Here is a 20,682-nt window from a genome sequence, read left to right on the forward strand (position 1 = left end):
AATGTCTCGATTATGTCTTATACAGCGAAGTATGCTTCGGCTTTTTATGGTCCATTCCGTGACGCCTTGGATTCGGCCCCAAAAATGGGAGATAAGAAAACCTATCAAATGGATCCGGCCAATTACTATGAGGCATTGATAGAAGCCGATCTGGATACAGAGGAGGGTGCGGATTTTTTGATGGTAAAGCCGGCGTTGGCTTATCTGGATGTAATACGCTTGTTGAAAGATAATTCCAACCTGCCGATTGCTGCCTATAATGTCAGCGGAGAATATGCTATGATCAAAGCTTCAGCCCAACGAGGTTGGTTGGATGGGGAAAGGGCCATGATGGAATCCTTACTCAGTATCAAAAGAGCCGGTGCCAATGTGATCTTAAGTTATTTTGCCAAAGAGTTTGCCCAATTGGGTAAGTAGCTAAAAAGGTTACAAAGTAAGGGCAACTTTTTTTAAATTTTTGTTATTTTTTGGATTGACATTTCCTTGCTTCACCAAATATTTTTATCTTAAAAATTATTTCAAATTAAAAATAAGATTGTGCAAGCATTTCCAGTTGAAATCACAGATCCTGTATATCAAGAAAAACAAACCTTAACCGGTTACGAACAATTTATGATAAGATTTATCAAAGATCAACGGGACATACCTTTTTTACATTTGATTACCTCAATCCACCTTACAGTCATTCCTTTGGCTATTTTGCTTTACTTGCCCATTCTAAATGGGGTTTGGTGGTGGGCAGTTGCTATTCCATATTTTTACATTTCGCAGTTTTATTTTAAAGGCTCTTTTGGCCTGATGCTTCATTGTTTTTGTCACCGAAGTATGTGGAAATCAGAATGGCAATGGATGCAGAAATATATTCTCTGGTTCTTAAGTCCGTTTTTTGGACATCTCGGAGAATCATACAATAGCCATCATATCGGTATGCACCACATTGAAGGAAATATGCCGGAAGATTCCAGCAGTACAATGGGCTACCAAAGAGATAGCCTAAAGGATTTTATCAAATACTGGCTGAATTTCATGGCTTTGGGCTTCCATGATACTTATCAATTTTTGTTCAAAAGAAAGTTGAGAAAATTTTATGTTCCCTTAAGTTATAGCGAAATACTGTTCTACATTTTCGCGGTAGCCATGTGTTTCGTGAACTTCAAAGCAACCATGGTGGTATTTGTGGTTCCTTTCTTTTTTGCAAGACTTGTGATGATGTTGGGCAATTGGACACAGCATGCATTTGTGGACCCCATCGAACCCGGAGATGAATTGGCCAGCACGGTTATCTGCATGAATACTGTTTACAATCACAAATGCTGGAATGATGGATACCATGCCTTCCATCATTTAAAGCCCGCAGCTCACTACACAGAATATCCATTGATGTTTGAAAAGTATAAAGATCAGCTTGCCGAGAAAAAAACCTTTGTGTTTTCAGGGGTTCATTACCTTCATATTTTCAAGTGGCTGATGACAAAAAATTATGATATGATGGCTGCACATCTCGTCAATATCAATGATTCTTTCAAGGATAAAGATGATATGATTTCACTATTGAAGGCACGGGTAAAGAAGTTCGAGAATATTGACCAGGTAAACACAAATCCCGAAGAATTAATCGCAAACTAAAATAAAATATAACCCCTAAGAGTTTGTATCGCTAAGGGGGATTTTACAGGTCTTCTTCTCTTTCCAACATCAATATAGAGTGTTGAGGTACGATATAGTATTTTTCTCCTTCATAAATCACTTCATACGAACCGTTCAAAAGGAAAATTGCCAAATCTCCTTCTTTTGCCTGAAGGGGAATGTATTTGATATTGTCATCCCGGTCTTTCCAAGGTTCATCTACTTCCATTGGTGAAGGGATGGGATAGCCGGGACCTGTTTTGATGATATAGCCCTGTTGTACTTTTTCTTTTTCCTGCACACCGGGAGGAAGATAAAGCCCTGTGGCTGTTTTTCCATCCGCCTTTCTGAGTTTGATCAGAACACGGTCACCTACTATGATCAGTTTTTTGAGTTTATTGTCGGGGGTGAGTTTCATTTTGATTTTAGATTTGAAATAAGAGACGTGAGATGTGAGACACAAGATACAAGACGAAGTTTTCGGTAGATTGAGAGTTGCTTGTTCAATTGGGCAATAAGTATTACTAATTGAAATTTTCCTCACCAAATATGTTTTACTTTATTTTTATCGATAACTCTATGGCTTTGAATTACCCTACTAATACAAGGAACCAAGTCTCAAATCTCACGTCTCACATCTCACGTCTCAAAAAAAAAGGCATCCATATCAGATACAGATGCCTTTTTTTGGTTAATAATTTATTTATTTTTTGTCTTCGGACACTTCTTCGTAATCTACATCAGAGACTCCGTCTCCGGCTTCTGCTGAAGCTCCTGCATCTGCACTTGCACCTGCGTCAGCACCTGGCTGTGCACCTTGGGTAGCATTGTAGATTTCCTGTGAAGCTGCTTCCCAAGCCTTATTCAGGGTTTCCATGGCAGAATCAATTCCCGCTATGTTTTGGGACTGATGTGCTGCTTTCAGACTTTCCAAAGAAGAAGAGATGTTGGCTTTGTTGCCATCGGAAAGTTTGTCACCATATTCTTTCAGTTGTTTTTCGGTTTGGAAAACAAGGCTATCAGCTTGGTTCAATTTTTCGATTTTCTCTTTTTCTTCTTTATCAGAGACAGCATTTGCCTCAGCTTCTTTTTTCATTCTTTCGATATCATCCTGAGACAATCCCGAAGAAGCTTCAATCTTAATTTTTTGCTCTTTGCCTGTTCCTTTATCTTTGGCAGATACATTAAGGATACCATTGGCATCAATATCAAAAGTCACTTCGATTTGAGGAACACCTCTTGGAGAAGGCGGGATATCGCTCAACTGGAATCTTCCGATTGACCTGTTGTCTTTGGCTAAAGGTCTTTCTCCCTGCAATACATGGATGTCAACCGCCGGCTGATTGTCCGCTGCGGTAGAGAACACTTCGGATTTTTTACTTGGAATAGTAGTATTGGATTCGATCAATTTGGTGAAGACACCGCCCATGGTTTCTATACCAAGAGAAAGTGGCGTCACATCAAGCAACAGCACATCTTTCACTTCACCGGTCAAAACACCACCTTGAATAGCAGCACCGATGGCCACAACTTCATCAGGGTTTACACCTTTCGAAGGTTTTTTGCCGAAGAATTTTTCAACTTCTTCCTGGATTTTCGGAATTCTGGTAGATCCACCTACCAAGATTACCTCATCAATATCTGAAGGAGACAATCCGGCATCCTGAAGGGCTTTTTTACAAGGATCCATGGATCTTTTTACCAGATCTTCTGATAACTGCTCAAACTTGGCCCTGCTCAGCGATCTCACCAAGTGCTTAGGTCCTGTTTGTGTTGCGGTGATATATGGAAGATTTATTTCAGTAGAGGATGAACTGGACAATTCGATTTTAGCTTTTTCCGCTGCTTCTTTCAATCGTTGAAGTGCCATCGGGTCTTGTCTCAGATCGATTTGCTCCTCGGACTTGAATTCGTCAGCAAGCCAGTTGATGATTTTTTGATCAAAGTCATCACCACCCAAGTGAACATCACCGTTGGTTGATTTTACTTCAAATACGCCATCGCCCAATTCAAGAACAGAGACGTCAAATGTACCACCGCCAAGGTCATACACTGCGATTTTCATGTCTTTGTTTTTCTTGTCCATACCATAAGCCAAAGCAGCAGCAGTAGGCTCATTGATGATTCTTTTCACTTCAAGACCGGCAATCTGACCGGCTTCTTTGGTAGCCTGACGCTCAGCATCATTGAAATAGGCAGGAACGGTAATCACAGCCTCGGTTATAGTTTGTCCCAAAAAGTCTTCTGCTGTGCTCTTCATTTTCTGAAGAATCATGGCAGAAAGTTCCTGAGGGGTGTAAGCTCTGTCTCCTATTTTGATTGTTACAGTGTCGTTAGGGCCTTTTTCAACTTTGTAAGAGGCATGCTTTTTCTCTTCGGAAACCTCGGAGAATTTTTTGCCCATAAATCTTTTTACCGATGAAATGGTATTGGCGGGATTGGTGATCGCCTGACGTTTTGCAGGATCTCCGACTTTTCTTTCGCCGTTACCGTTGTCCAAGAAAGCTACGATAGATGGAGTGGTTCTTCTTCCTTCGCTATTTTGGATGACCACCGGTTCGCTACCTTCCATTACGGCAACGCATGAGTTAGTAGTACCCAAATCTATACCTATGATTTTTCCCATGATGATATATTATTTCTGTTATTGATTACAAAATTTTTAATTACAGTTTCCCTATTGACAATGGTTGTGCCAATGAATATTAACCATGATATTGTGTCAGATTGACAGATTTGTGACATGGGTTTTATCAAAAAATTTCAAAATTGTCATTTAATAGTAACTGATGTCAGGTCAATCAAACTTCCACCACTCAGGGTTCAATTCATTCCACTTTCTGCTCCCTGCCCTTTCAGCGCAATTCCTACAGCCGCGAGGATAGGAATCTAGGGGTTTGCCAGGCATATACAAACAGGGTTCAACCAAATAAAAAGGCACATCTGCCCTAGTTGTATAGATCCTTGTTATTTTGGATTTGGCTACTTCAAAATATCCAAGTACAAGGTCATTTTGGTCTTCCACATTTGAGATATTTCCGAATACCGGTGCAGGAGGTATATCAAATAGGGATCCTTGGTTGTTGATCATGATATTGATTTTTCCCCAATATTCAAAAGCTCCTCTATTGATGCTCAACTGTCTGACTGTGAAAAAAAACGGGTAGAAAAATGAATTGTCAACAGACCTCTTCCCCATTAATTGGTTTAAATTGCGTGTACTTGACTTAGTTCCATCAAAAAGGTTCAACCTGTTGGGCTCTAAAATATCATAAATAAAGCAGTTGGGAAATGGTGGTGGACACCACCCAGCACAAGGGACTATAGTACGTATCCACAAATGGGTTTCTTCCGTAATCCATCTGAGAAAAAAAGAATCTGATGAGGAAGGAAGGGATGTGGCAGCAGACAAGGAAAAAACCTGCTCTGAAACTTCATTTCTAAATGGTTCATAAGAAAATGCAAAACTCAGACTATCTTCCCCGATCACGGATGGGATGCTCTCGAAAGAAGACCTGTATATTTTGCCATCAACCAAAACCTCCAATGCATACCTTTTATCCTCTTTTGCTTTAATGTCCCTTAATTCATAATTCCCGTTTCCCGCATTAAAGTAAGCAAACCTTTCCCCTTCATCAGTCAATAGTGTAACCAGTGCATTAATTACCCCCATTGGCTGTAACCCAAAGGATACCGTCTTGCTCACATTTACTACTTGTATTTCATCGAGGTCTGTGAATAGTCCGTAGATGACTAGCTGTCCTTCCTCAGTGTCTCCGAGAAAATCAAGCCTGTCTATGCAGGAGGTGATCAAGTTTAATATCAATAAACAAGGAATCCAGAAGCCTAATATAAATTTGTTTAAATTTCTCATTTGCCAAAAGATACAGTGTAGGTAATGGACGGAAATGCGGATCCTAAAATCGAAATCTGAAATGGAACCAACCTTTGGTTAGTTCCCTCCCTCTGGAAAAATACCGAATAGGCATTTCTCCTGCCTGTTAGGTTATAAACACTGAAATTAATTTTGTCTTCCCACTTTCTGACAAAGCCATTGGTCAAGTACGAAATATCAATACGGAAATAATTGGGTATCCTGAATTCATTTCTGTTTCCAAAATTCGGGATAAAGACCCCACCAATTGTATAATTGGATAATAGTCCTGTCACCGGCCTGCCTGTTGAGTAATTGACATTCGTATTGAATGTTCTTCCTTTACCCAAATGGAAATTAGTAACAAGCGAAATATTGTGCGGTTTGTCAAAATTGGTAGCATACCAGTTGCCCCGATTTACCTGGATTTCAGAGAATTCGGACGTGGTCCTGATAAGTGATCTACTATAGGTATATGCAAGCCAACCTGTGATGCCCCCCTTATTTCTTTGGATCAAAAGTTCGGTTCCATAGGCAAGCCCTTCTCCTTGGATCAACTCTGTCTCAATATGTGGATTTACAAAAAACTCCGCAAAATCCCGGTATTCTAATTGGTTGCCTGTAGTCCTATAAAATCCTTCCAGTGAAGTGGACCATTCATCATCTTTGAAGTTTCTGAAGTATCCCAAGGAGGCATTATGGGATCTTTGTGGCAAAATATAAGTAGTACTCAACTGCCACAAATCGATGGGAGTTGGACCCGTAGCGTTAGAAATGGTCTGTAAGTATTGGTTCATAACCGAGTAGCCTGCCTTGATTGAACTTACTTCATCAAAAGTCCAACGGAAAGAAAACCTCGGTTCAAAGCCATTATATTTCACAATTTTCCCACTTTCAATAAAATCCACCCTTGTTATATTTATTCTTGAAATCGGAATTCCCTCTTCATAACGGTAAATAGAATCCGGCCCTTGCTGTACATAATTGGAATAACGCAGCCCTCCTGATATTGCAATGTTTTCGTTAGGATTCCAATTTACAGAAATAAAAGGAGCGTATTCTATTCCATTTTCTTTTTGAACTGTTTTGGGTGCAATGCCTGATTCCGAAGTCAATGGGCTTAGCCCTTCAGGTCTCATTTGGTATTGTATCGCTTCCCCACCAAAACTGATGTCCATTTTTTCCAAGGTCAGCAAGCCGGAAACTTTTCCTTGAAAATAGTGTAGGCCATTCTCGATCTTAGATGGGTCTAGCTGAGTAGGCTCAAAAAAACCATTGTTGAATGACCCATATGCAATCATACCGACCAAAGAAAAATTCCCGGTCAATAGATTTCTGCTTGTTAATGACCCTACGATATTATCCCACTCAAAGCCAAACTGATCTGAAAAGCTGAAATAATCCCCTGTATTGAGTAAGTTGAAGTCCAAGCTGCTATTTTCGGAAAACTGATGATTGATTCCCAGGTAGATATCATGGAACCTGATATTGCTGTTCTGAACATCCAAATCATTCGCCTTGTCCAACAGCCAATTTGCATTGGACAACCTTGAGACCAATATCATTGAAGTTTTTTCAGGGACTATAGGCCCTTCTACTATCAATTTACTGACCGCAGTTCCCAATGATCCGCTTCCAATCCACTTTTCCTTGTTACCTTTCCGCATTTCAATATTTAGGGCAGAGGAACTCCGGCCTCCAAAATAACTTGGCACCGAACCTTTGTACAAGGTAAAGTTTTGAACTGCATCTCCATTAAAAGGCGAAAGAAATCCTAAGGCGTGGCTATTGCTCAGGACAATCGTTTCGTTCATCATGATCAGGTTCTGATCGGCCTGTCCTCCCCTGATATTCATACCCGCCGAACCTTCCCCTACAGAAGTGACTCCCGGCATGGATTGGAGTACATTGAACACATCCGGTTCGCCCAGAAAAGCCGGGACAAGCTTTATATTTTCAATATTCATTTTGGTAACACCTGTGATTGGACTCCTGATATTCCTATCCCTTTCCTCCGCCTCTAGAACGAATGTTTCCAGCTCAAAATCCAGGTTATCAAGCGCTAAATCTAATTGTCCATCTCCAAATAGTTCGACCTGATAATGAGCAGGACTTTTCCCAAACTGACGGAATACAATCCGGTGAATTCCTGAATCCAATGAAATAAAAAATTGGCCATTATTGTCAGTATTGTTTCCTTTAAAATATCCGTCTATATGAATGGATACACCGGATATGGGCTCCTTTGTTTTCACGTGGCTAACTTTTCCGGTCAAGTAATATTGGGCACGTTTTTTTGAAATTTCCTGATGGAAACTCACTTCTATCAATTCAGTCTGGCCTTTTACAGTTTGAAAAGTTAAGATATTTAGATACCATAGAAGGTATAGCAAAAAAGGCAACCTTTTTTTACCGATCTCTTTCAAGTTAATTTTAGCCTTGAGACATGAAAAAGTATTTGGATTTAACATAGTCACCTGAATAATGGCAGTATGATGTAATTTGGAATATGGAAATCAAATAAATCTATTTTAGGTAAAATAGGTTTTTTTTCTTACACCTTGTGATTTCAGCTTAAAATATTTTCAATGATAATAAGACTTCCTTTTCTGAAAAAGTTTTCAATATTCGGCTTTGGTTCAGTTTTTTTGTTTTTTCTTTGACAATAGAGGCTCAGGCCATAACTGGAAAAATCACGGATGAAAAAACCGAAGCGATAATATGGTGACCTCAGAATCTCAACAATCATTAAAAACCTCTATTTATCGTTAAATATTGTCAACAACCACAATAAAATTGGCTCGTTTAAACTTTAAATATTATTTTTCCAACATCATTTACTACCTCTACCATGACCCTATTCGTTCGATTTTTCCTAGGAATTTCCATTTGTTTATCAATATCAGCCATTTTTTCAGAAAGTTTTGCTCAAGGAATCAGGGGTAAAGTCACTACAAATAATGGTGAACCTTTGCCTTTTGCCTCCATCTATATCAGGAATTTGGGTGATGGAGTACCGACCAACCAAAATGGGGAATATGAATTTAGATTGAAACCCGGCTACTATGATGTCCTGGCACAGTATCTTGGTTATGCATCTGTTCTGAAAACCGTGGAAGTTAAAGATGACTGGATCGTGTTGGATTTTGAAATGAGTGAACAGATTTATGCATTACAGGAGGTGGAAGTAAAAACAAAACAGGAAGACCCTGCCTTGACCATTATGCGGAAAGCCATTTCCAAAGCCAAATACCATAGACTTCAGGTGCAGGAATATACGATGATGGTGTACTTGAAAGGTACTGGGGAATTGACCAATGCACCGTTTTTTTTGAAAAAGGAAATGGAAAAAGAAGGGGTGAAGTTAAATGAGGCCTATACTTCTGAGTCAGTCTCCCAAATTACTTTCAGGCAACCCAATACGGTTGAAGAAAAAGTGATCAGCATCCGGACCAATGGGGACAACAACCAAACTTCGCCCGCTCCCTATATTGCTACCAGTTTTTACAGTGAAAAAATCAATGAGGCAATTTCCCCATTGGCCCCCTCGGCATTTATTTATTATAAATTCAAATATGAAGGGGCGTATGTGGAAAATGGCGTGATGATCAACCGGGTCAAAGTAACTCCAAGGTCAAGAGGTGAGCGGGTTTTTGAAGGTTATATATATATCATTGAGGACCTTTGGGCCATTCACAGCCTGGATTTGACCACTTCACTATTGGGGTTTCAGATTGGAGTCAAACAGCTTTATCAACCTGTGGCAGAGAATGTTTGGATGCCTTTTACCCACACCTATACTTTTGGAGGTAAATTTTTTGGCTTTGCAGGAGAATTCCGATACCTGGCTTCCACCCGGGATTACAATATTACACTCAACCCCGATTTGATTGTGGAGACAAAGATCATTGACGAAAAAGTTGATAAGATTCCTGATGACGTCAATACCTTCAGCAAGAGCCTTTCCAGTCTTGAACAGATGAGTCAGGCGGACAAGATGACCAGAAAGGATTTCAGAAAGCTGGTCAATGAATATGAAAAGGAAGCCATGAAGGAAAGGGAAGAAGTAGAGGTCATTTCCAATAGAAAATACTCTGTGGACAGTCTGGCCAAAAAAAGAGACCTGAGTTATTGGGACAGCATCAGACCGGTGAAATTGACTGATGCGGAAATTAAAGGATACAAAAGAGATGACAGTCTTGCCGTAGTGGAAGCTGCCAAAGAAAGTGAAGTGGACAGTATTGCCAAAAAAGCAAAAAGAGGATTCAAACCTTTGGAGGTGATCACAGGTGGCTCTTATTCCTTTGGGAAAGGTAGGTCAGCAGGATTTGATTCCAATCTGACCAAGCTGTCTTTCAATACTGTGGAAGGCTTTAAATTCGGTTTATCAGGATTTTACAGAATAGTTCAAAACACCAAAATGGCCGATTCTGTGACCATGCACCGGAGAGTTTGGACGGTGCGTCCGGAATTCAGGTATGGTTTTGCCAGTCAGCAGGCTTATGGAACTCTGGACATCCGAAGGTCTGTCAACAAAGGCAGGCCCGGATATACTTATGGGCTGACGGGTGGAAAATATATTTTTCAGTTTAATGGTGACAATCCCATTCAGGAACAGGTCAACATGGTGTATTCCCTGTTGCTGAGGCAGAATTACATGAAACTCTATGAACAACAATTCTTAAAGGCATTTTACAGCCATAGGGTCAATGATGCATTTACTTACAGAACAAATGTAAATTATGCTTATCGAAGGGAGTTGGAAAACAATTCCGATGTAAGCCTTTGGAACAGACCTGAAAGGGTTTATACTCCAAATAGGCCTGAAAATATTGAAGCAGACCCATCGGCTTTTGAAAACCATCACGCCTTGATCTGGACTAACAATGTCGAATGGAGGCCTGGAATGAAATATTATATCAGAAACGGACGTAAAAACCCGATTTATGAATCCGCACCATTGGTCAATTTCCGGTATTCAAAAGCCTTTCCAGGGATGTTCAACAATGCGATGGCTTCTAAGTTTGATTTGGTGGAGGCAAGTGTGGAGCACTTTTTCAATTTTGGTGTCAGTGGCAAATGGGACTTTAACCTGACAGCAGGTGCATTCCTGAACAATGACCGGGTATATTTTATGGACTACAAACATTTTGGTGGTAACAGGACCATATTTGCCAATATGGGAGTGGCTTCTAATTATAGGTTTTTGGATTATTATCAATACAGCACCCAAACCCAATATGTCAGTGCCATTGTCCATTATCAGTTCAGAAAGTTTCTGCTGACCCAGTTGCCCATGCTTCGGTTTTCCGGGGTCAGGGAGAACATCTTCTTCAACTACCTCAAAACAGAAAACTCACCCCACTATTGGGAATTGGGGTATTCCTTGGATAACCTTTTCAGGATATTCAGGGTCGAAATGGGTGCAGGCTTCGAAGGAGGCACCTTTCAGCGGGCAGGTATGAGGTTTGGGATTGCGAGCTTTATAAATATTAATTTTGATTGAAGGGAGGGAGGGGTGTGAATGTTTTCTGCAGCGTTAGGTGAATTTTAGTTGATGAAATTGTCGAGTTGTACCACATTGTCATTTCGACGAAAGGAGAAATCTAAAAGGTAGGATTTCTAAATCCCTCATTTATTGGAGATAACAAGACAAATTTTGTTCTCCTCGTGATTCCTTTCGTGGATATAAAAGATGCAATCTATACACCTAGCGTCTAAATTAAACTTCGCCCAAAAGGGGCAATTAGACTTCTCCTGACGTCGAAGTGACAAGGCAAAGTTTGATAGTAATCTTAAACACTAATTTTAGGACAAGCCTCCAAAAGGTCATTTCCACACTGCCCACTGTTACTGAAAACTGCCTACTGACCACTGTTTCACCCTGGCTCCTGAACACTGCCCACTGATCACTGACATACTGCCCACTGCCTACTGGCACACTTCAGAACTTCAAGATTTTGAAAATACCACAAACCCCTCTATATTAGCAGGCAGTAAGGTTTAATATTTCAAAAGATTTAACAGTCAATGGCTGTTTCATCTTTCCACGGGGCTTCTTTGAAGCCTTTTTTGATTTTTATGCTTTTTTTAGCCAAACCATTCCTTAATTTAGCCACCCAAATTCCTACAGTTCAACATGTCCCTTCAAATCAATTCACTTACAAAAACCTACGGTCAGCAGAAGGCGTTGGATGAGGTTTCTTTTGTAGCTGAAAAGGGAGAAGTCTTGGGTTTTTTGGGACCAAATGGTGCCGGAAAATCCACCACGATGAAGGTTGCGACGGGATTTATTTTACCTGATTCCGGCGATGTGTTTGTCAATGGGATTTCGGTATTGGATAACCCAAAAGCGGTCAGCAAAATGATCGGATACCTACCCGAACATAATCCATTGTACCTGGATATGTATATCAGGGAGTTTTTGGATTTTATTGGGGGTCTTTATGGAATGAAGGGTCAAGTTCTGAAAACTAGAATAGAAGAACTGATCTCCCTCTGTGGCCTTGAATTGGAAGCGAATAAAAAAATCCATCAACTCTCAAAAGGCTATCGGCAAAGGGTAGGATTGGCCAAAGCACTGATCCATGACCCGGAGGTGATCATTTTGGACGAACCTACCACCGGACTGGATCCCAACCAATTGGCAGAAATCAGAAAATTGATAAAAAATATCTCCGTCAACAAAACGTTGGTTTTGAGTACCCATATCATGCAAGAGGTGGAGGCGATCTGTGACAAAGTTGTCATTATCAATAGGGGGAAAATTGTCGCCTCAGACCTATTGCAAAATCTCAAGTCAGTTGGAGGTAAAAACATTCTGTTAGTAGAGACGGAAGAACCCTTGGACTTGGAATGGTTTGCCCATTTGGGTGAAGTTTCTTTTGTCCAAAACAAAAAGCATGCAATCAGTTTGAACGTGGTGGATGCCGTGTCTGCCCGAAAAGAGCTGCTTCAAATAATACAGCAAAAGTCTCTGACTTTGGTAAGTATCCAGCAGCAGGAAAAAAATCTGGAATCTATTTTTCATCAAATCACCCAAAATTGATGCGAGCACTGTATTGGAAAGAAGTAAATGCTTTCTTCAGCAATGTCAGCGGATACCTGATCTTGGGCGTATTTCTTGTTTCCCTTGGCCTGATAGTTTGGGTTTTTCCGGATACAGCCGTAATGGAATATGGTTTTGCTGATTTGGAACCGCTTTTCGTGTACACACCATTTGTATTTACTTTTCTGATCCCTGCCATTACCATGAAGATGATAGCGGAGGAAAAGAAAACAGGAACTTGGGAATTATTGATGACCTCACCTTTGGGAATCCGAAAAATCATATTGGCCAAGTATTTCGCTTCATTGACTTTGATCTTTGTGGCATTGATCCCGACTTTGGTTTACTATTATTCGGTAGTGCAATTAGGAGACCCTGTCGGGAATATTGACCATGCCGGCTTTTTTGGTTCTTGGATAGGGCTGTTGTTTATTGGGGCTGTCTTTGCGTCCATAGGAATTTTCAGCAGTGCCCTGACATCACATCAGATAGTCGCATTTATATGGGGTATTTTCATTTCATTTTTACTGTATTTTGGTTTGACCGCTTTGGTGCAATTGCAGGTGATGAGCCCATTTGCTTTGTTTTTGGAGGAAATGAGTTTGAGTTATCATTACCAAAGTCTGAGTAGGGGAGTGATAGAAGCCCGAAATGTGGCGTACTTTCTTACAGTGATTATCTTGATGTTGGGCTTAACGGGAATTTTGATCAGAAGGAGATGAGCAAAGGTTCCAATATATCGCTTTTCAGGAGTTACGGAATTCCCGTTGGAATACTTATTCTCATTTGGGTTTTTGTCGCGCTGTTTCCGTTTAGGATTGACCTGACAGAAGATAAAAGATATTCCCTCCATCCTGCTACCATTGCCTTGTTGGAATCCATTGAAGAACCTTTGGAAGTGGAAATCTTATTGACCGGTGATCTTCCCGGTGGGATGAGAAGGCTTCAAAGATCGATAGAAGAAACAGTCAAAACATTTGATGCATACAGTGCCAAAAAAATCACCTTCTATTATGAAGACCCTATGATTCTACCTGCTGACATCAGGGAGGACTACATCGTTGATTTGGCAGGATATGGAATCAATCCTACCACCTTGTACATATCCGAAGCAGGAGGTCAAAAAAGCAAGTTGATTTTTCCGGGTGTTGTGGTAAGAAATGAGGAATTTGAAACAGGGGCTTTGTTGCTGAAAGGAGAAAAGGAATTGGGACCCGATCAAATATTAAATCAATCTATTGAAAACCTGGAATTTGAACTGGCCCAGGCAATCCGTAAGCTCATCAGAAAACAGCAATATGCTATAGGAATGATTGTAGGCAAAGTCGAATTGGAGACTGATGATGGTTTTGGAATTGTAGAGGCTTTGTCAGAGGACTTTGAGGTGTATAAAGTTCCTTTGGAACAGGCAAAAAAAGTGGAGGATTTGCTCCCTTTTGATGTGCTGATTATTGCAGGGCCAAAAGAAATTTATTCTGACAAGGAAATCTTTCTGATTGACCAATACCTAATGAGTGGCGGTAATTTAATATTCTTGGTTGATGCCTTGGCTTTTGATATGGATCAGGCCGGGGGAGAAGGGACGGTGGCCATGCCTTTTGAAAACGGATTGGATCAATTGCTTTTCAGATATGGGATTAGGGTCAACAAAGACCTGATCCAGGACATGAATTTTGGATACCATCCGGTAATGGGCGGAAATTTCGGCGACCAACAGCAACTGATTTCTTTGCCCTGGCCCTTTTATGTGTCTGCCGGAAGGATGGCCAATCACCCCATTACCAAAGGCCTCGATCAGGTAATGTTCCGTTTTGCCAGCAGTTTAGATACTGTAAAGGCAGATGGCGTGAAAAAAACACCCTTGATTTTCGGATCTGATTTCAGCAGGAAGCTTGCCGCACCTGTGAGGATTGCTTTTGAGGACATGTCAGATGGGCCGGATTTGGATCAATTTACCATCAATAACCTTCCATTGATCTATTTATTGGAAGGCGAGTTCACTTCTTTGTATAAAAACAGGTTTTTGCCGGAAGGAACGGATAAAGGAAAATTCCTGGAATCAGGAAAGGGGAAAGTTCTCGTTTCAGGATCCGGAGAACTCTTTACGAGTTTGTTTTCAGTTGTAGATGGTCAGCCTTTGCCTTTAGGTCAGGATCCATTTACGGAAGTCACCTATGCCAACAGACAGCTTTTACAGAACAGCATTAATTTTCTGACCGACCCAGATGGGATCATTGCCACAAGAACCAAACAATTCCAGATCAGACCTTTGAACAAATCGAAGGTGCAGAACGAAAAAACCAAGTGGCAGTTGATCAATGTGCTGTCACCTGTAGTGTTTTTTCTGTTTCTTGGGTTGGTGTGGATAGGGTTCAAAAGGGCAAGATTTTCTAAAAAGTAAGGAGGCTATTCATATTTTTCCTTAAAACTGAACGGGAAATTTTCTGAAAACAATAGCTGAAATCCCCTAATGCAACAGAAGTATTAAAAAAGAGGTTTTTTTGCATGTCAAAGGCATGATTTATAATTTTATTTATAAATTTACCCTGTTCAAATTCAATCGAAAAAATAAGCACGCTATATATGAAATTTATTGTTTCTTCTTCTGCTCTTTTAAAGCAGCTTTCAACGATCAACGGTGTAGTCACCACCAATCCTGTAGTTCCTATTTTGGAAAACTTCCTTTTTGAGATCAAAGACGGAAAGCTCACCATTACTGCTTCCGATTTGCAGACTTCAATGATTACTGAAATTGATGTAGAAGCCAAAGAAGACGGAAATATCGCAGTACCTGCCAAGATCCTTATTGAAACATTAAAGAACCTTCCTGAGCAACCTGTTACTTTCAGCATTGACCCTGATACCTACAGCATTGAGATCAGCTCTGATAATGGCAGGTATAAATTGGCAGGTGAAAATGCCACTGATTTTCCAAAGATCCCTACCGTAAGCAATGCCACTATAGTGGACATGTCCACGGAGATATTGAGCAAAGCTATTTCCAATACCATTTTTGCTACTAGCAATGATGAGTTGAGACCTGCTATGACCGGTGTTTATATCAACCTCAGCAGCACCAATACGACTTTTGTAGCGACTGACGGCCATAGATTGATCAGGTACAGGAGGGTAGATGTAGCTTCCCAGGATGATGCGAGCATTATTATTCCCAGAAAAGCACTTAACTTATTGAAATCAACTTTGCCATCTGAAAATGAACCGGTAGCAGTGGAATTCAACAGTTCCAATGCCTATTTCAAATTCAACAGTATCAAAATGATCTGCAGATTGATCGATGAGCGTTTCCCGGATTATGAAAATGTGATCCCTGTGGACAATCCCAACCATATGACGATTGACAGGTTGGAGTTTTTGGGTTCCTTGAGAAGGATTGCCATCTACGCCAATAAGACAACCCATCAGGTAAGGTTGAAATTGACCGGAAGTGAATTGCAGATTTCTGCTGAGGATCTTGACTTCTCCAATGAAGCGAATGAAAGATTGTCATGTGACCATGATGGAGAGGATATTGAGATCGGATTCAATGCCAAGTTCCTGGTGGAAATGTTGGCCAACCTTTCTTCAAAAGAAGTGACCCTACAGTTCAGCGCCCCTAACCGTGCCGGTTTGATTGTTCCATCTGATAAATCTGAAAATGAGGATATTTTGATGTTGGTGATGCCGGTGATGTTGAATAATTATGTGTGAAAGATTTGAGATGTGAGAAGTGAGATGTGAGATTGGAGACGCAAGACTCAAGTCGCAAGACGCAAGACCTGCCGTTCGGCAGGCAGGCATAAGAAAAATGAAGAGTCCTCGATTTTGGGGACTTTTTTTTATGAATCTGTTGGCTTCAGGGCTCCCAGGAACAAGTGCTTGATGAGTTACCTGATCTGCAATTGGAAGATATTGAAGCTTCTTTGAAATATGCTAGCAGCAAACTTAACCATCCAATCATTGCTGTATGACAATTTGGGTGGATGCTCAACTTTCTCCTTCTAGGCTTTCTAAATCTAATTCATAAAAAATCTGATAATCACCTTTAAGGATTTTTGGGATATTTTCGGATGAATTGTATTTTTATTAATTCAATTGAGTCTAGGGAAGCTTGTTTTGCTTCCGAAGGAGTTTCACCTGCACCTGAAACGCCCCAAACATCCGGTGCATAGGCAGCAAATTGGTCTTTTGATCTTTCGATGATTATTTTTATGGTTTTCCTGTTTTTATCTTAGTTTTCTCGGATTTAAAGGAATTCCAATTATTTACCACATAGAGGCATAGGAGGACTCATAGTTTTTACCTTAAGACTGTAGAAATTTAAATACATCTCACCTCAAAAACTATGTGATCTACATGAACTATGTGGTAATCATTTTCCTTTAAGGATCTTCAATTTGAGGTTTAGCCTAAAAACCTTCGAGGTCTTGGAGACCTCAAAGGTTAATCTCCAACTCAAAGGTTAATTTCCAACACCCAACTCTCCAAAGGTTTCAAATCCACTCTGACAGTCGCCTTGCTATCTGAAATTCTTAGAACAGGGTTAACCTTTCCATAAAGTTTCTCAGGAAGCACCAATTCCCCAGGCTGCAAATTCCACTTTTCTATCAAATTACCGGGCAATTCCAAGTCAAACCCAAAAGTATCCTCCGCATCAAAATTGCAGATAACCAAAAGCTTTTGGTTGTCACTCCATCGGACAAAAGAAAAAACCCGGTCATTGTACCATTCGGTATGTTGGCGGTTATGGCTGTGGATTTCCTGATAAGCACCTGCAAGTGCGGAACTTCCCTTGCTGAAATTCAAGAGCCTGACATAGAAGTTCCTCAATTCTTTTTCCCCAGCGGACAATTGTCCCCCATCGAATTTTCCTTCGTTCATCCATCTTTGGTGATGGGGAACACCGATGTAGTCAAAAATGGAAGTTCTTGTGGGATTGCCGAATCCGGCATCTTCTGCACCGGGTTCACCCGTCTCCTGTCCAAAGTAAATCATCATTGGTGCCGCATCAATGGTCGCTGAAAGGACCGCTGCAGGTTTGCCGATTTCCGCTTTGCCGACAAAATCCGGACTTGCTATGCGCTGTTCATCGTGGTTTTCCAAAAAGTGTAGCATGTGCTTGCCTATATCCGAAAGACCATTTTGGATGTTGATGAGATTATCCGTCGACCCTTTCCCTTGCATGATATTTTTCAGTGTATCATATAACTCTACCTTGTCGTACAGATAATCCATTTTTCCCAAATGGATGTAGTTTCGGTATTCTCTCGGATTATAGATTTCTGCCAAAAGAAATGCTTTAGGATTATCCATCTTAATAGCCGAGTTCATGTAACTCCAAAACTCTACAGGAACCATCTCTGCCATATCATAGCGGAAACCATCCACTCCTTTTTCAATCCAGAAAAGGGTAATTTCCCTGAATTTTTTCCAGGAATCAGGTACGTCCTTATCCTTCCAAAAGTCAAAATGCTCCTGATTGCTTTTTTGTCCAAAGTCTGATGGTAGTTCAGGGAAGTCCTTTGTTCCATCAGGCTTGGTGCCATAGTTGATCTTGACGGTTTCATACCAGTCGTATAAATGGGGCTGTGGCTCCCTGCTTCCGTTTCCGGTCCATTTGGCCGGGTTCTCGTCAAACTTCCCATCAGCCAAAGGATGTGCTTCTCCACCAAGTGGCTGATAGTCATTCAAAGGTTCCGGTACTTCAAATGGATTTCCCGGGATATAGTAAAAGTTGTTGTCCCTTTTGTATTCCACTGATGTATCATCAATAGCACCAAAATCCCTTACGCCATCGGGATTGTTTTTTCCTTCATATTTCCGTGCAACATGGTTGGGTACAATGTCGATGATGACCTTCATGCCATGCTTGTGGGTACGGGAAATCAATGCTTCAAACTCCTCCATCCTTTTGGCAGGGTCAACCGCCAAATCAGGATTGACCTGATAGTAATCTTTTACTGCATAGGGGGAACCTGCCCTTCCCTTGACCACATCCGGGTCATCATTGGAGATGCCATAAGCTGTGTAGTCCCGAATGACCGCATGATGGGGAATCCCGGTGTACCAAATATGGGTAACGCCTATCGCATAGATTTCTTCCAAGGCTTTATCCGTAAAGTCATTGAATTTGCCCACCCCGTTTTCCTCAATGGTTCCCCAAGGTTTATTCGTTGTATTGGTATTGCCAAAAAGACGGGTAAAAACGTGGTAAACGATGATTTTATGTGTTTCTTCCATCTTGGATGTTGTTTCAATAGTTTTGTTGGCACAGGCAAAAAAGCCCGTAGATAGACTTGCCGCCAATAATATTGAGGTAAGTAATTTCTTCATAGGCTTAAAGATAAAAAATGATGGCTTGGTTCGTCTATTAATTCGAAAATTCCCAAAAACAAAAGTTGCGCAGCCTTAATAGTTGCAGGACTTTGAAACCCCAATTTATTTTTCCCTTAGGTTGATATATTATCTTACCTGTCAAAGAAATAATTAACACCCAAATTCACTTGACCAAGGTCAACTAGGAAGTTATTCTCCTCTAAATAATTGGTGCTCCAATTAGATTGATAAGAAATTCCACCTATACTGGCATCAAATCCCCATTTTTGATTGGGCATAAATGTAAATGCAGGACGTATTGAAAGGTAAAGTCTTGTGCTACTCTCTTCAAAAAAGGTTGAGTTTAGATCTCTTCTTACATTTCCGATCAATCCTTTTCCTTCGAGGCTAAAAAAGAAGTTGTCCGTAATAGTGAAAAATTTCCTTGCGAAAAGTCCTCCTGCAAATCCACTGACTTTGGAATCTTCAAATAAATTGGTCACTGGGTTAATGTTAGGGCGTTTGCTTGAAATAAAATTTACAGCCGGACCTACGGCCCATGAATCATTTAAGAAATAGCCAATTTGACCATTTGCTGAAAAAATTGTGTAAGCAGGAGTATTGGCTGATCCCAGATCTGATTTCGAGGAATAAAACATTAAGTTACCACCAACATATTTTGTTCCTTTAGAGAATTGACCATAGGAAACGAGGGGCACAAAGGCCAAGAGGAATAGAAGTTTTTTCATCGATTGAAATTAATTTTTTCTAAAGTTATATTTTAGTTTTTAATTTCAAACGAATTATTTATTTCAGGAAAATTTGATTGAAGGTTTTTATTCCTTAGGGTATAAATTCCCAACTTAGGGGAAGGGTTTGTGACAAATCCCTTTGATAAGGTTTGAGATTTCCGGAATTATGGATTGACCTGCAAATAGGTTGAAAAGAACAAATTGTGGGTTTCAATCAAAACAATAAAAAATCAGGTCGTTGATTTACTTTCATCCTCTTCATCCGGAGGAAGTTCATCAGGGACGGAAAACGGATCCAACTCAACGATTTTCCCGTTTTCGGATACAATGATGGGGCTGTTCTTCTCACGCTTGAATTTGACAAGGTTTTTGTAGGTTTCTCTCAAACCAAAAAGAATTTTCTCGAATTCCTCCTCTGCCTCTTTTTCTTTAGTTGTCATACTTTTCAGTTATTTGTTCCCACAGGATTGATTGGGATATTACTATTTTTCCGGAATTCAATTACAGTCCAAAATTTCAGGCAAAATGGTATAGGAAGCTGTCGTCTTACCAGCACCATTTGGACCAGCGATTATGAACAATTTTTTCATTTAATTTGAAAAGTAAATATCCGTTTTCAGACCCGTCAGGTTTTCAAACCTAACAGGTCTTGCTAAAATCACATATCCATCAACCTATACACAAACATTACACTCCTCTTCAACAAATCCGGATATTGCTTCATATTGATTGTCTCAGCGGGAGAGTGGGCACCTGTGCCTGATGCGCCTAAGCCATCGATGCAATCCAAGTAGTCCGCCACATAGGAAATATCCCCCGCTCCCCTAGAACCCGGATCGCCTGCTTCCACTTTCCCAAATCCCATATCCACACTGACTTTGCTCAGAACCTCAACCAAAGCATAATTTCCCGGTGTCGGGGGCATGGATGGGATGCCATCCTGGAATTTGATTTCGGCGGTTGTTCCGTTCAGGTTTTGGGATACTATCTGTTTCATTTTTTCCCGGGCAGCCTCTTTTTGGGGTTCACCCAAAAATCTCAAATCACCGGTAACGAAAGCCTCCCTTGCC

14 protein-coding genes and 2 pseudogenes are annotated in these 20,682 nt (G+C 40.6%); 7 read left to right on the plus strand and 9 right to left on the minus strand.

Features of this window, described 5'->3' with window-relative positions:
* Both ACEW8O_RS15090 and ACEW8O_RS15095 read left to right on the plus strand, forming a co-directional pair.
* A pseudogene (locus ACEW8O_RS15090) lies at positions 1–417 on the plus strand (porphobilinogen synthase); the annotation flags it as partial.
* Between the two features lie 120 nt (positions 418–537).
* Positions 538–1,626 carry a fatty acid desaturase gene (locus ACEW8O_RS15095; RefSeq protein WP_373495453.1) on the plus strand — a complete coding sequence of 363 codons (1,089 nt, stop codon included), beginning with the start codon at positions 538–540 and terminating at the stop codon, positions 1,624–1,626.
* 43 nt (positions 1,627–1,669) lie between these two features.
* Here the strand turns inward: ACEW8O_RS15095 and ACEW8O_RS15100 are convergent, their stop codons facing one another.
* From ACEW8O_RS15100 to ACEW8O_RS15115, 4 genes are all read right to left on the minus strand, one after another.
* A complete protein-coding gene (locus ACEW8O_RS15100; RefSeq protein ID WP_373495454.1) occupies positions 1,670–2,044 on the minus strand; it encodes a co-chaperone GroES in 375 nt (124 codons plus the stop codon).
* A gap of 285 nt (positions 2,045–2,329) precedes the next feature.
* Positions 2,330–4,252, minus strand: a complete 1,923-nt coding sequence (gene dnaK, locus ACEW8O_RS15105) for a molecular chaperone DnaK (protein WP_373495455.1) — start codon at positions 4,250–4,252, stop codon at positions 2,330–2,332.
* 171 nt (positions 4,253–4,423) lie between these two features.
* Positions 4,424–5,440: a DUF4249 domain-containing protein gene (locus tag ACEW8O_RS15110; RefSeq protein WP_373495456.1), complete on the minus strand. Its 1,017-nt coding sequence runs from the start codon at positions 5,438–5,440 to the stop codon at positions 4,424–4,426.
* Positions 5,441–5,496: 56 nt separating this feature from the next.
* Positions 5,497–7,971, minus strand: a complete 2,475-nt coding sequence (locus ACEW8O_RS15115; protein WP_373495457.1) for a carboxypeptidase-like regulatory domain-containing protein — start codon at positions 7,969–7,971, stop codon at positions 5,497–5,499.
* A 380-nt stretch (positions 7,972–8,351) separates the two neighbouring features.
* Here ACEW8O_RS15115 and ACEW8O_RS15120 point away from each other — a divergent pair, with 380 nt between their 5' ends.
* Complete coding sequence (locus ACEW8O_RS15120; RefSeq protein WP_373495458.1) at positions 8,352–11,006, plus strand: DUF5686 and carboxypeptidase regulatory-like domain-containing protein; 2,655 nt, start codon at positions 8,352–8,354, stop codon at positions 11,004–11,006.
* Between the two features lie 240 nt (positions 11,007–11,246).
* Here the strand turns inward: ACEW8O_RS15120 and ACEW8O_RS15125 are convergent, their stop codons facing one another.
* Entirely contained in the window at positions 11,247–11,441 is a 195-nt protein-coding gene (locus ACEW8O_RS15125) for a hypothetical protein (RefSeq protein WP_373495459.1), read from the minus strand.
* A 198-nt stretch (positions 11,442–11,639) separates the two neighbouring features.
* Between ACEW8O_RS15125 and gldA the strand changes: the two genes are divergently transcribed.
* From gldA to dnaN, 4 genes are all read left to right on the plus strand, one after another.
* Complete coding sequence (gene gldA, locus ACEW8O_RS15130) at positions 11,640–12,548, plus strand: gliding motility-associated ABC transporter ATP-binding subunit GldA (RefSeq protein WP_373495460.1); 909 nt, start codon at positions 11,640–11,642, stop codon at positions 12,546–12,548.
* On the plus strand, positions 12,548–13,270 hold the full coding sequence (gldF, locus tag ACEW8O_RS15135; protein ID WP_373495461.1) for a gliding motility-associated ABC transporter permease subunit GldF: 723 nt from the start codon (positions 12,548–12,550) through the stop codon (positions 13,268–13,270). Before gldA ends, gldF begins: the two co-directional genes overlap by 1 nt.
* The gene (gene gldG / locus ACEW8O_RS15140; RefSeq protein ID WP_373495462.1) at positions 13,267–14,949 is read left to right on the plus strand and encodes a gliding motility-associated ABC transporter substrate-binding protein GldG; all 1,683 of its coding nucleotides are present in this window, start codon (positions 13,267–13,269) and stop codon (positions 14,947–14,949) included. Before gldF ends, gldG begins: the two co-directional genes overlap by 4 nt.
* A 182-nt stretch (positions 14,950–15,131) precedes the next feature.
* The gene (gene dnaN / locus ACEW8O_RS15145; protein WP_373495463.1) at positions 15,132–16,256 is read left to right on the plus strand and encodes a DNA polymerase III subunit beta; all 1,125 of its coding nucleotides are present in this window, start codon (positions 15,132–15,134) and stop codon (positions 16,254–16,256) included.
* A 744-nt stretch (positions 16,257–17,000) separates the two neighbouring features.
* On the opposite strand, the gene ACEW8O_RS15150 is transcribed toward dnaN, so the two are convergent.
* The 4 genes and pseudogenes from ACEW8O_RS15150 to ACEW8O_RS15165 form a co-directional block, all read right to left on the minus strand.
* Positions 17,001–18,878: an alpha-amylase family glycosyl hydrolase gene (locus tag ACEW8O_RS15150; protein WP_373495464.1), complete on the minus strand. Its 1,878-nt coding sequence runs from the start codon at positions 18,876–18,878 to the stop codon at positions 17,001–17,003.
* A 134-nt stretch (positions 18,879–19,012) separates the two neighbouring features.
* On the minus strand, positions 19,013–19,609 hold the full coding sequence (locus ACEW8O_RS15155; RefSeq protein ID WP_373495465.1) for an outer membrane beta-barrel protein: 597 nt from the start codon (positions 19,607–19,609) through the stop codon (positions 19,013–19,015).
* A gap of 233 nt (positions 19,610–19,842) precedes the next feature.
* Complete coding sequence (locus ACEW8O_RS15160) at positions 19,843–20,052, minus strand: hypothetical protein (protein WP_373495466.1); 210 nt, start codon at positions 20,050–20,052, stop codon at positions 19,843–19,845.
* Between the two features lie 218 nt (positions 20,053–20,270).
* Positions 20,271–20,682, minus strand: a pseudogene (locus tag ACEW8O_RS15165) (M20 family peptidase); the annotation flags it as partial.

The sequence above is a fragment of the Aquiflexum sp. genome (assembly GCF_041749095.1).
Classification (GTDB): Bacteria; Bacteroidota; Bacteroidia; order Cytophagales; family Cyclobacteriaceae; genus Aquiflexum.

What these genes read in the sequence shown, in the direction of transcription:
- ACEW8O_RS15100 (WP_373495454.1), bottom strand. Translation starts at nt 2,044, where the DNA reads ATGAAACTCACCCCCGACAATAAACTCAAAAAACTGATCATAGTAGGT.
- dnaK (WP_373495455.1), bottom strand. Translation starts at nt 4,252, where the DNA reads ATGGGAAAAATCATAGGTATAGATTTGGGTACTACTAACTCATGCGTT.
- ACEW8O_RS15115 (WP_373495457.1), bottom strand. Translation starts at nt 7,971, where the DNA reads ATGTTAAATCCAAATACTTTTTCATGTCTCAAGGCTAAAATTAACTTG.
- ACEW8O_RS15120 (WP_373495458.1), top strand. Translation starts at nt 8,352, where the DNA reads ATGACCCTATTCGTTCGATTTTTCCTAGGAATTTCCATTTGTTTATCA.
- gldA (WP_373495460.1), top strand. Translation starts at nt 11,640, where the DNA reads ATGTCCCTTCAAATCAATTCACTTACAAAAACCTACGGTCAGCAGAAG.
- gldF (WP_373495461.1), top strand. Translation starts at nt 12,548, where the DNA reads ATGCGAGCACTGTATTGGAAAGAAGTAAATGCTTTCTTCAGCAATGTC.
- gldG (WP_373495462.1), top strand. Translation starts at nt 13,267, where the DNA reads ATGAGCAAAGGTTCCAATATATCGCTTTTCAGGAGTTACGGAATTCCC.
- dnaN (WP_373495463.1), top strand. Translation starts at nt 15,132, where the DNA reads ATGAAATTTATTGTTTCTTCTTCTGCTCTTTTAAAGCAGCTTTCAACG.
- ACEW8O_RS15150 (WP_373495464.1), bottom strand. Translation starts at nt 18,878, where the DNA reads ATGAAGAAATTACTTACCTCAATATTATTGGCGGCAAGTCTATCTACG.
- ACEW8O_RS15155 (WP_373495465.1), bottom strand. Translation starts at nt 19,609, where the DNA reads ATGAAAAAACTTCTATTCCTCTTGGCCTTTGTGCCCCTCGTTTCCTAT.
- ACEW8O_RS15160 (WP_373495466.1), bottom strand. Translation starts at nt 20,052, where the DNA reads ATGACAACTAAAGAAAAAGAGGCAGAGGAGGAATTCGAGAAAATTCTT.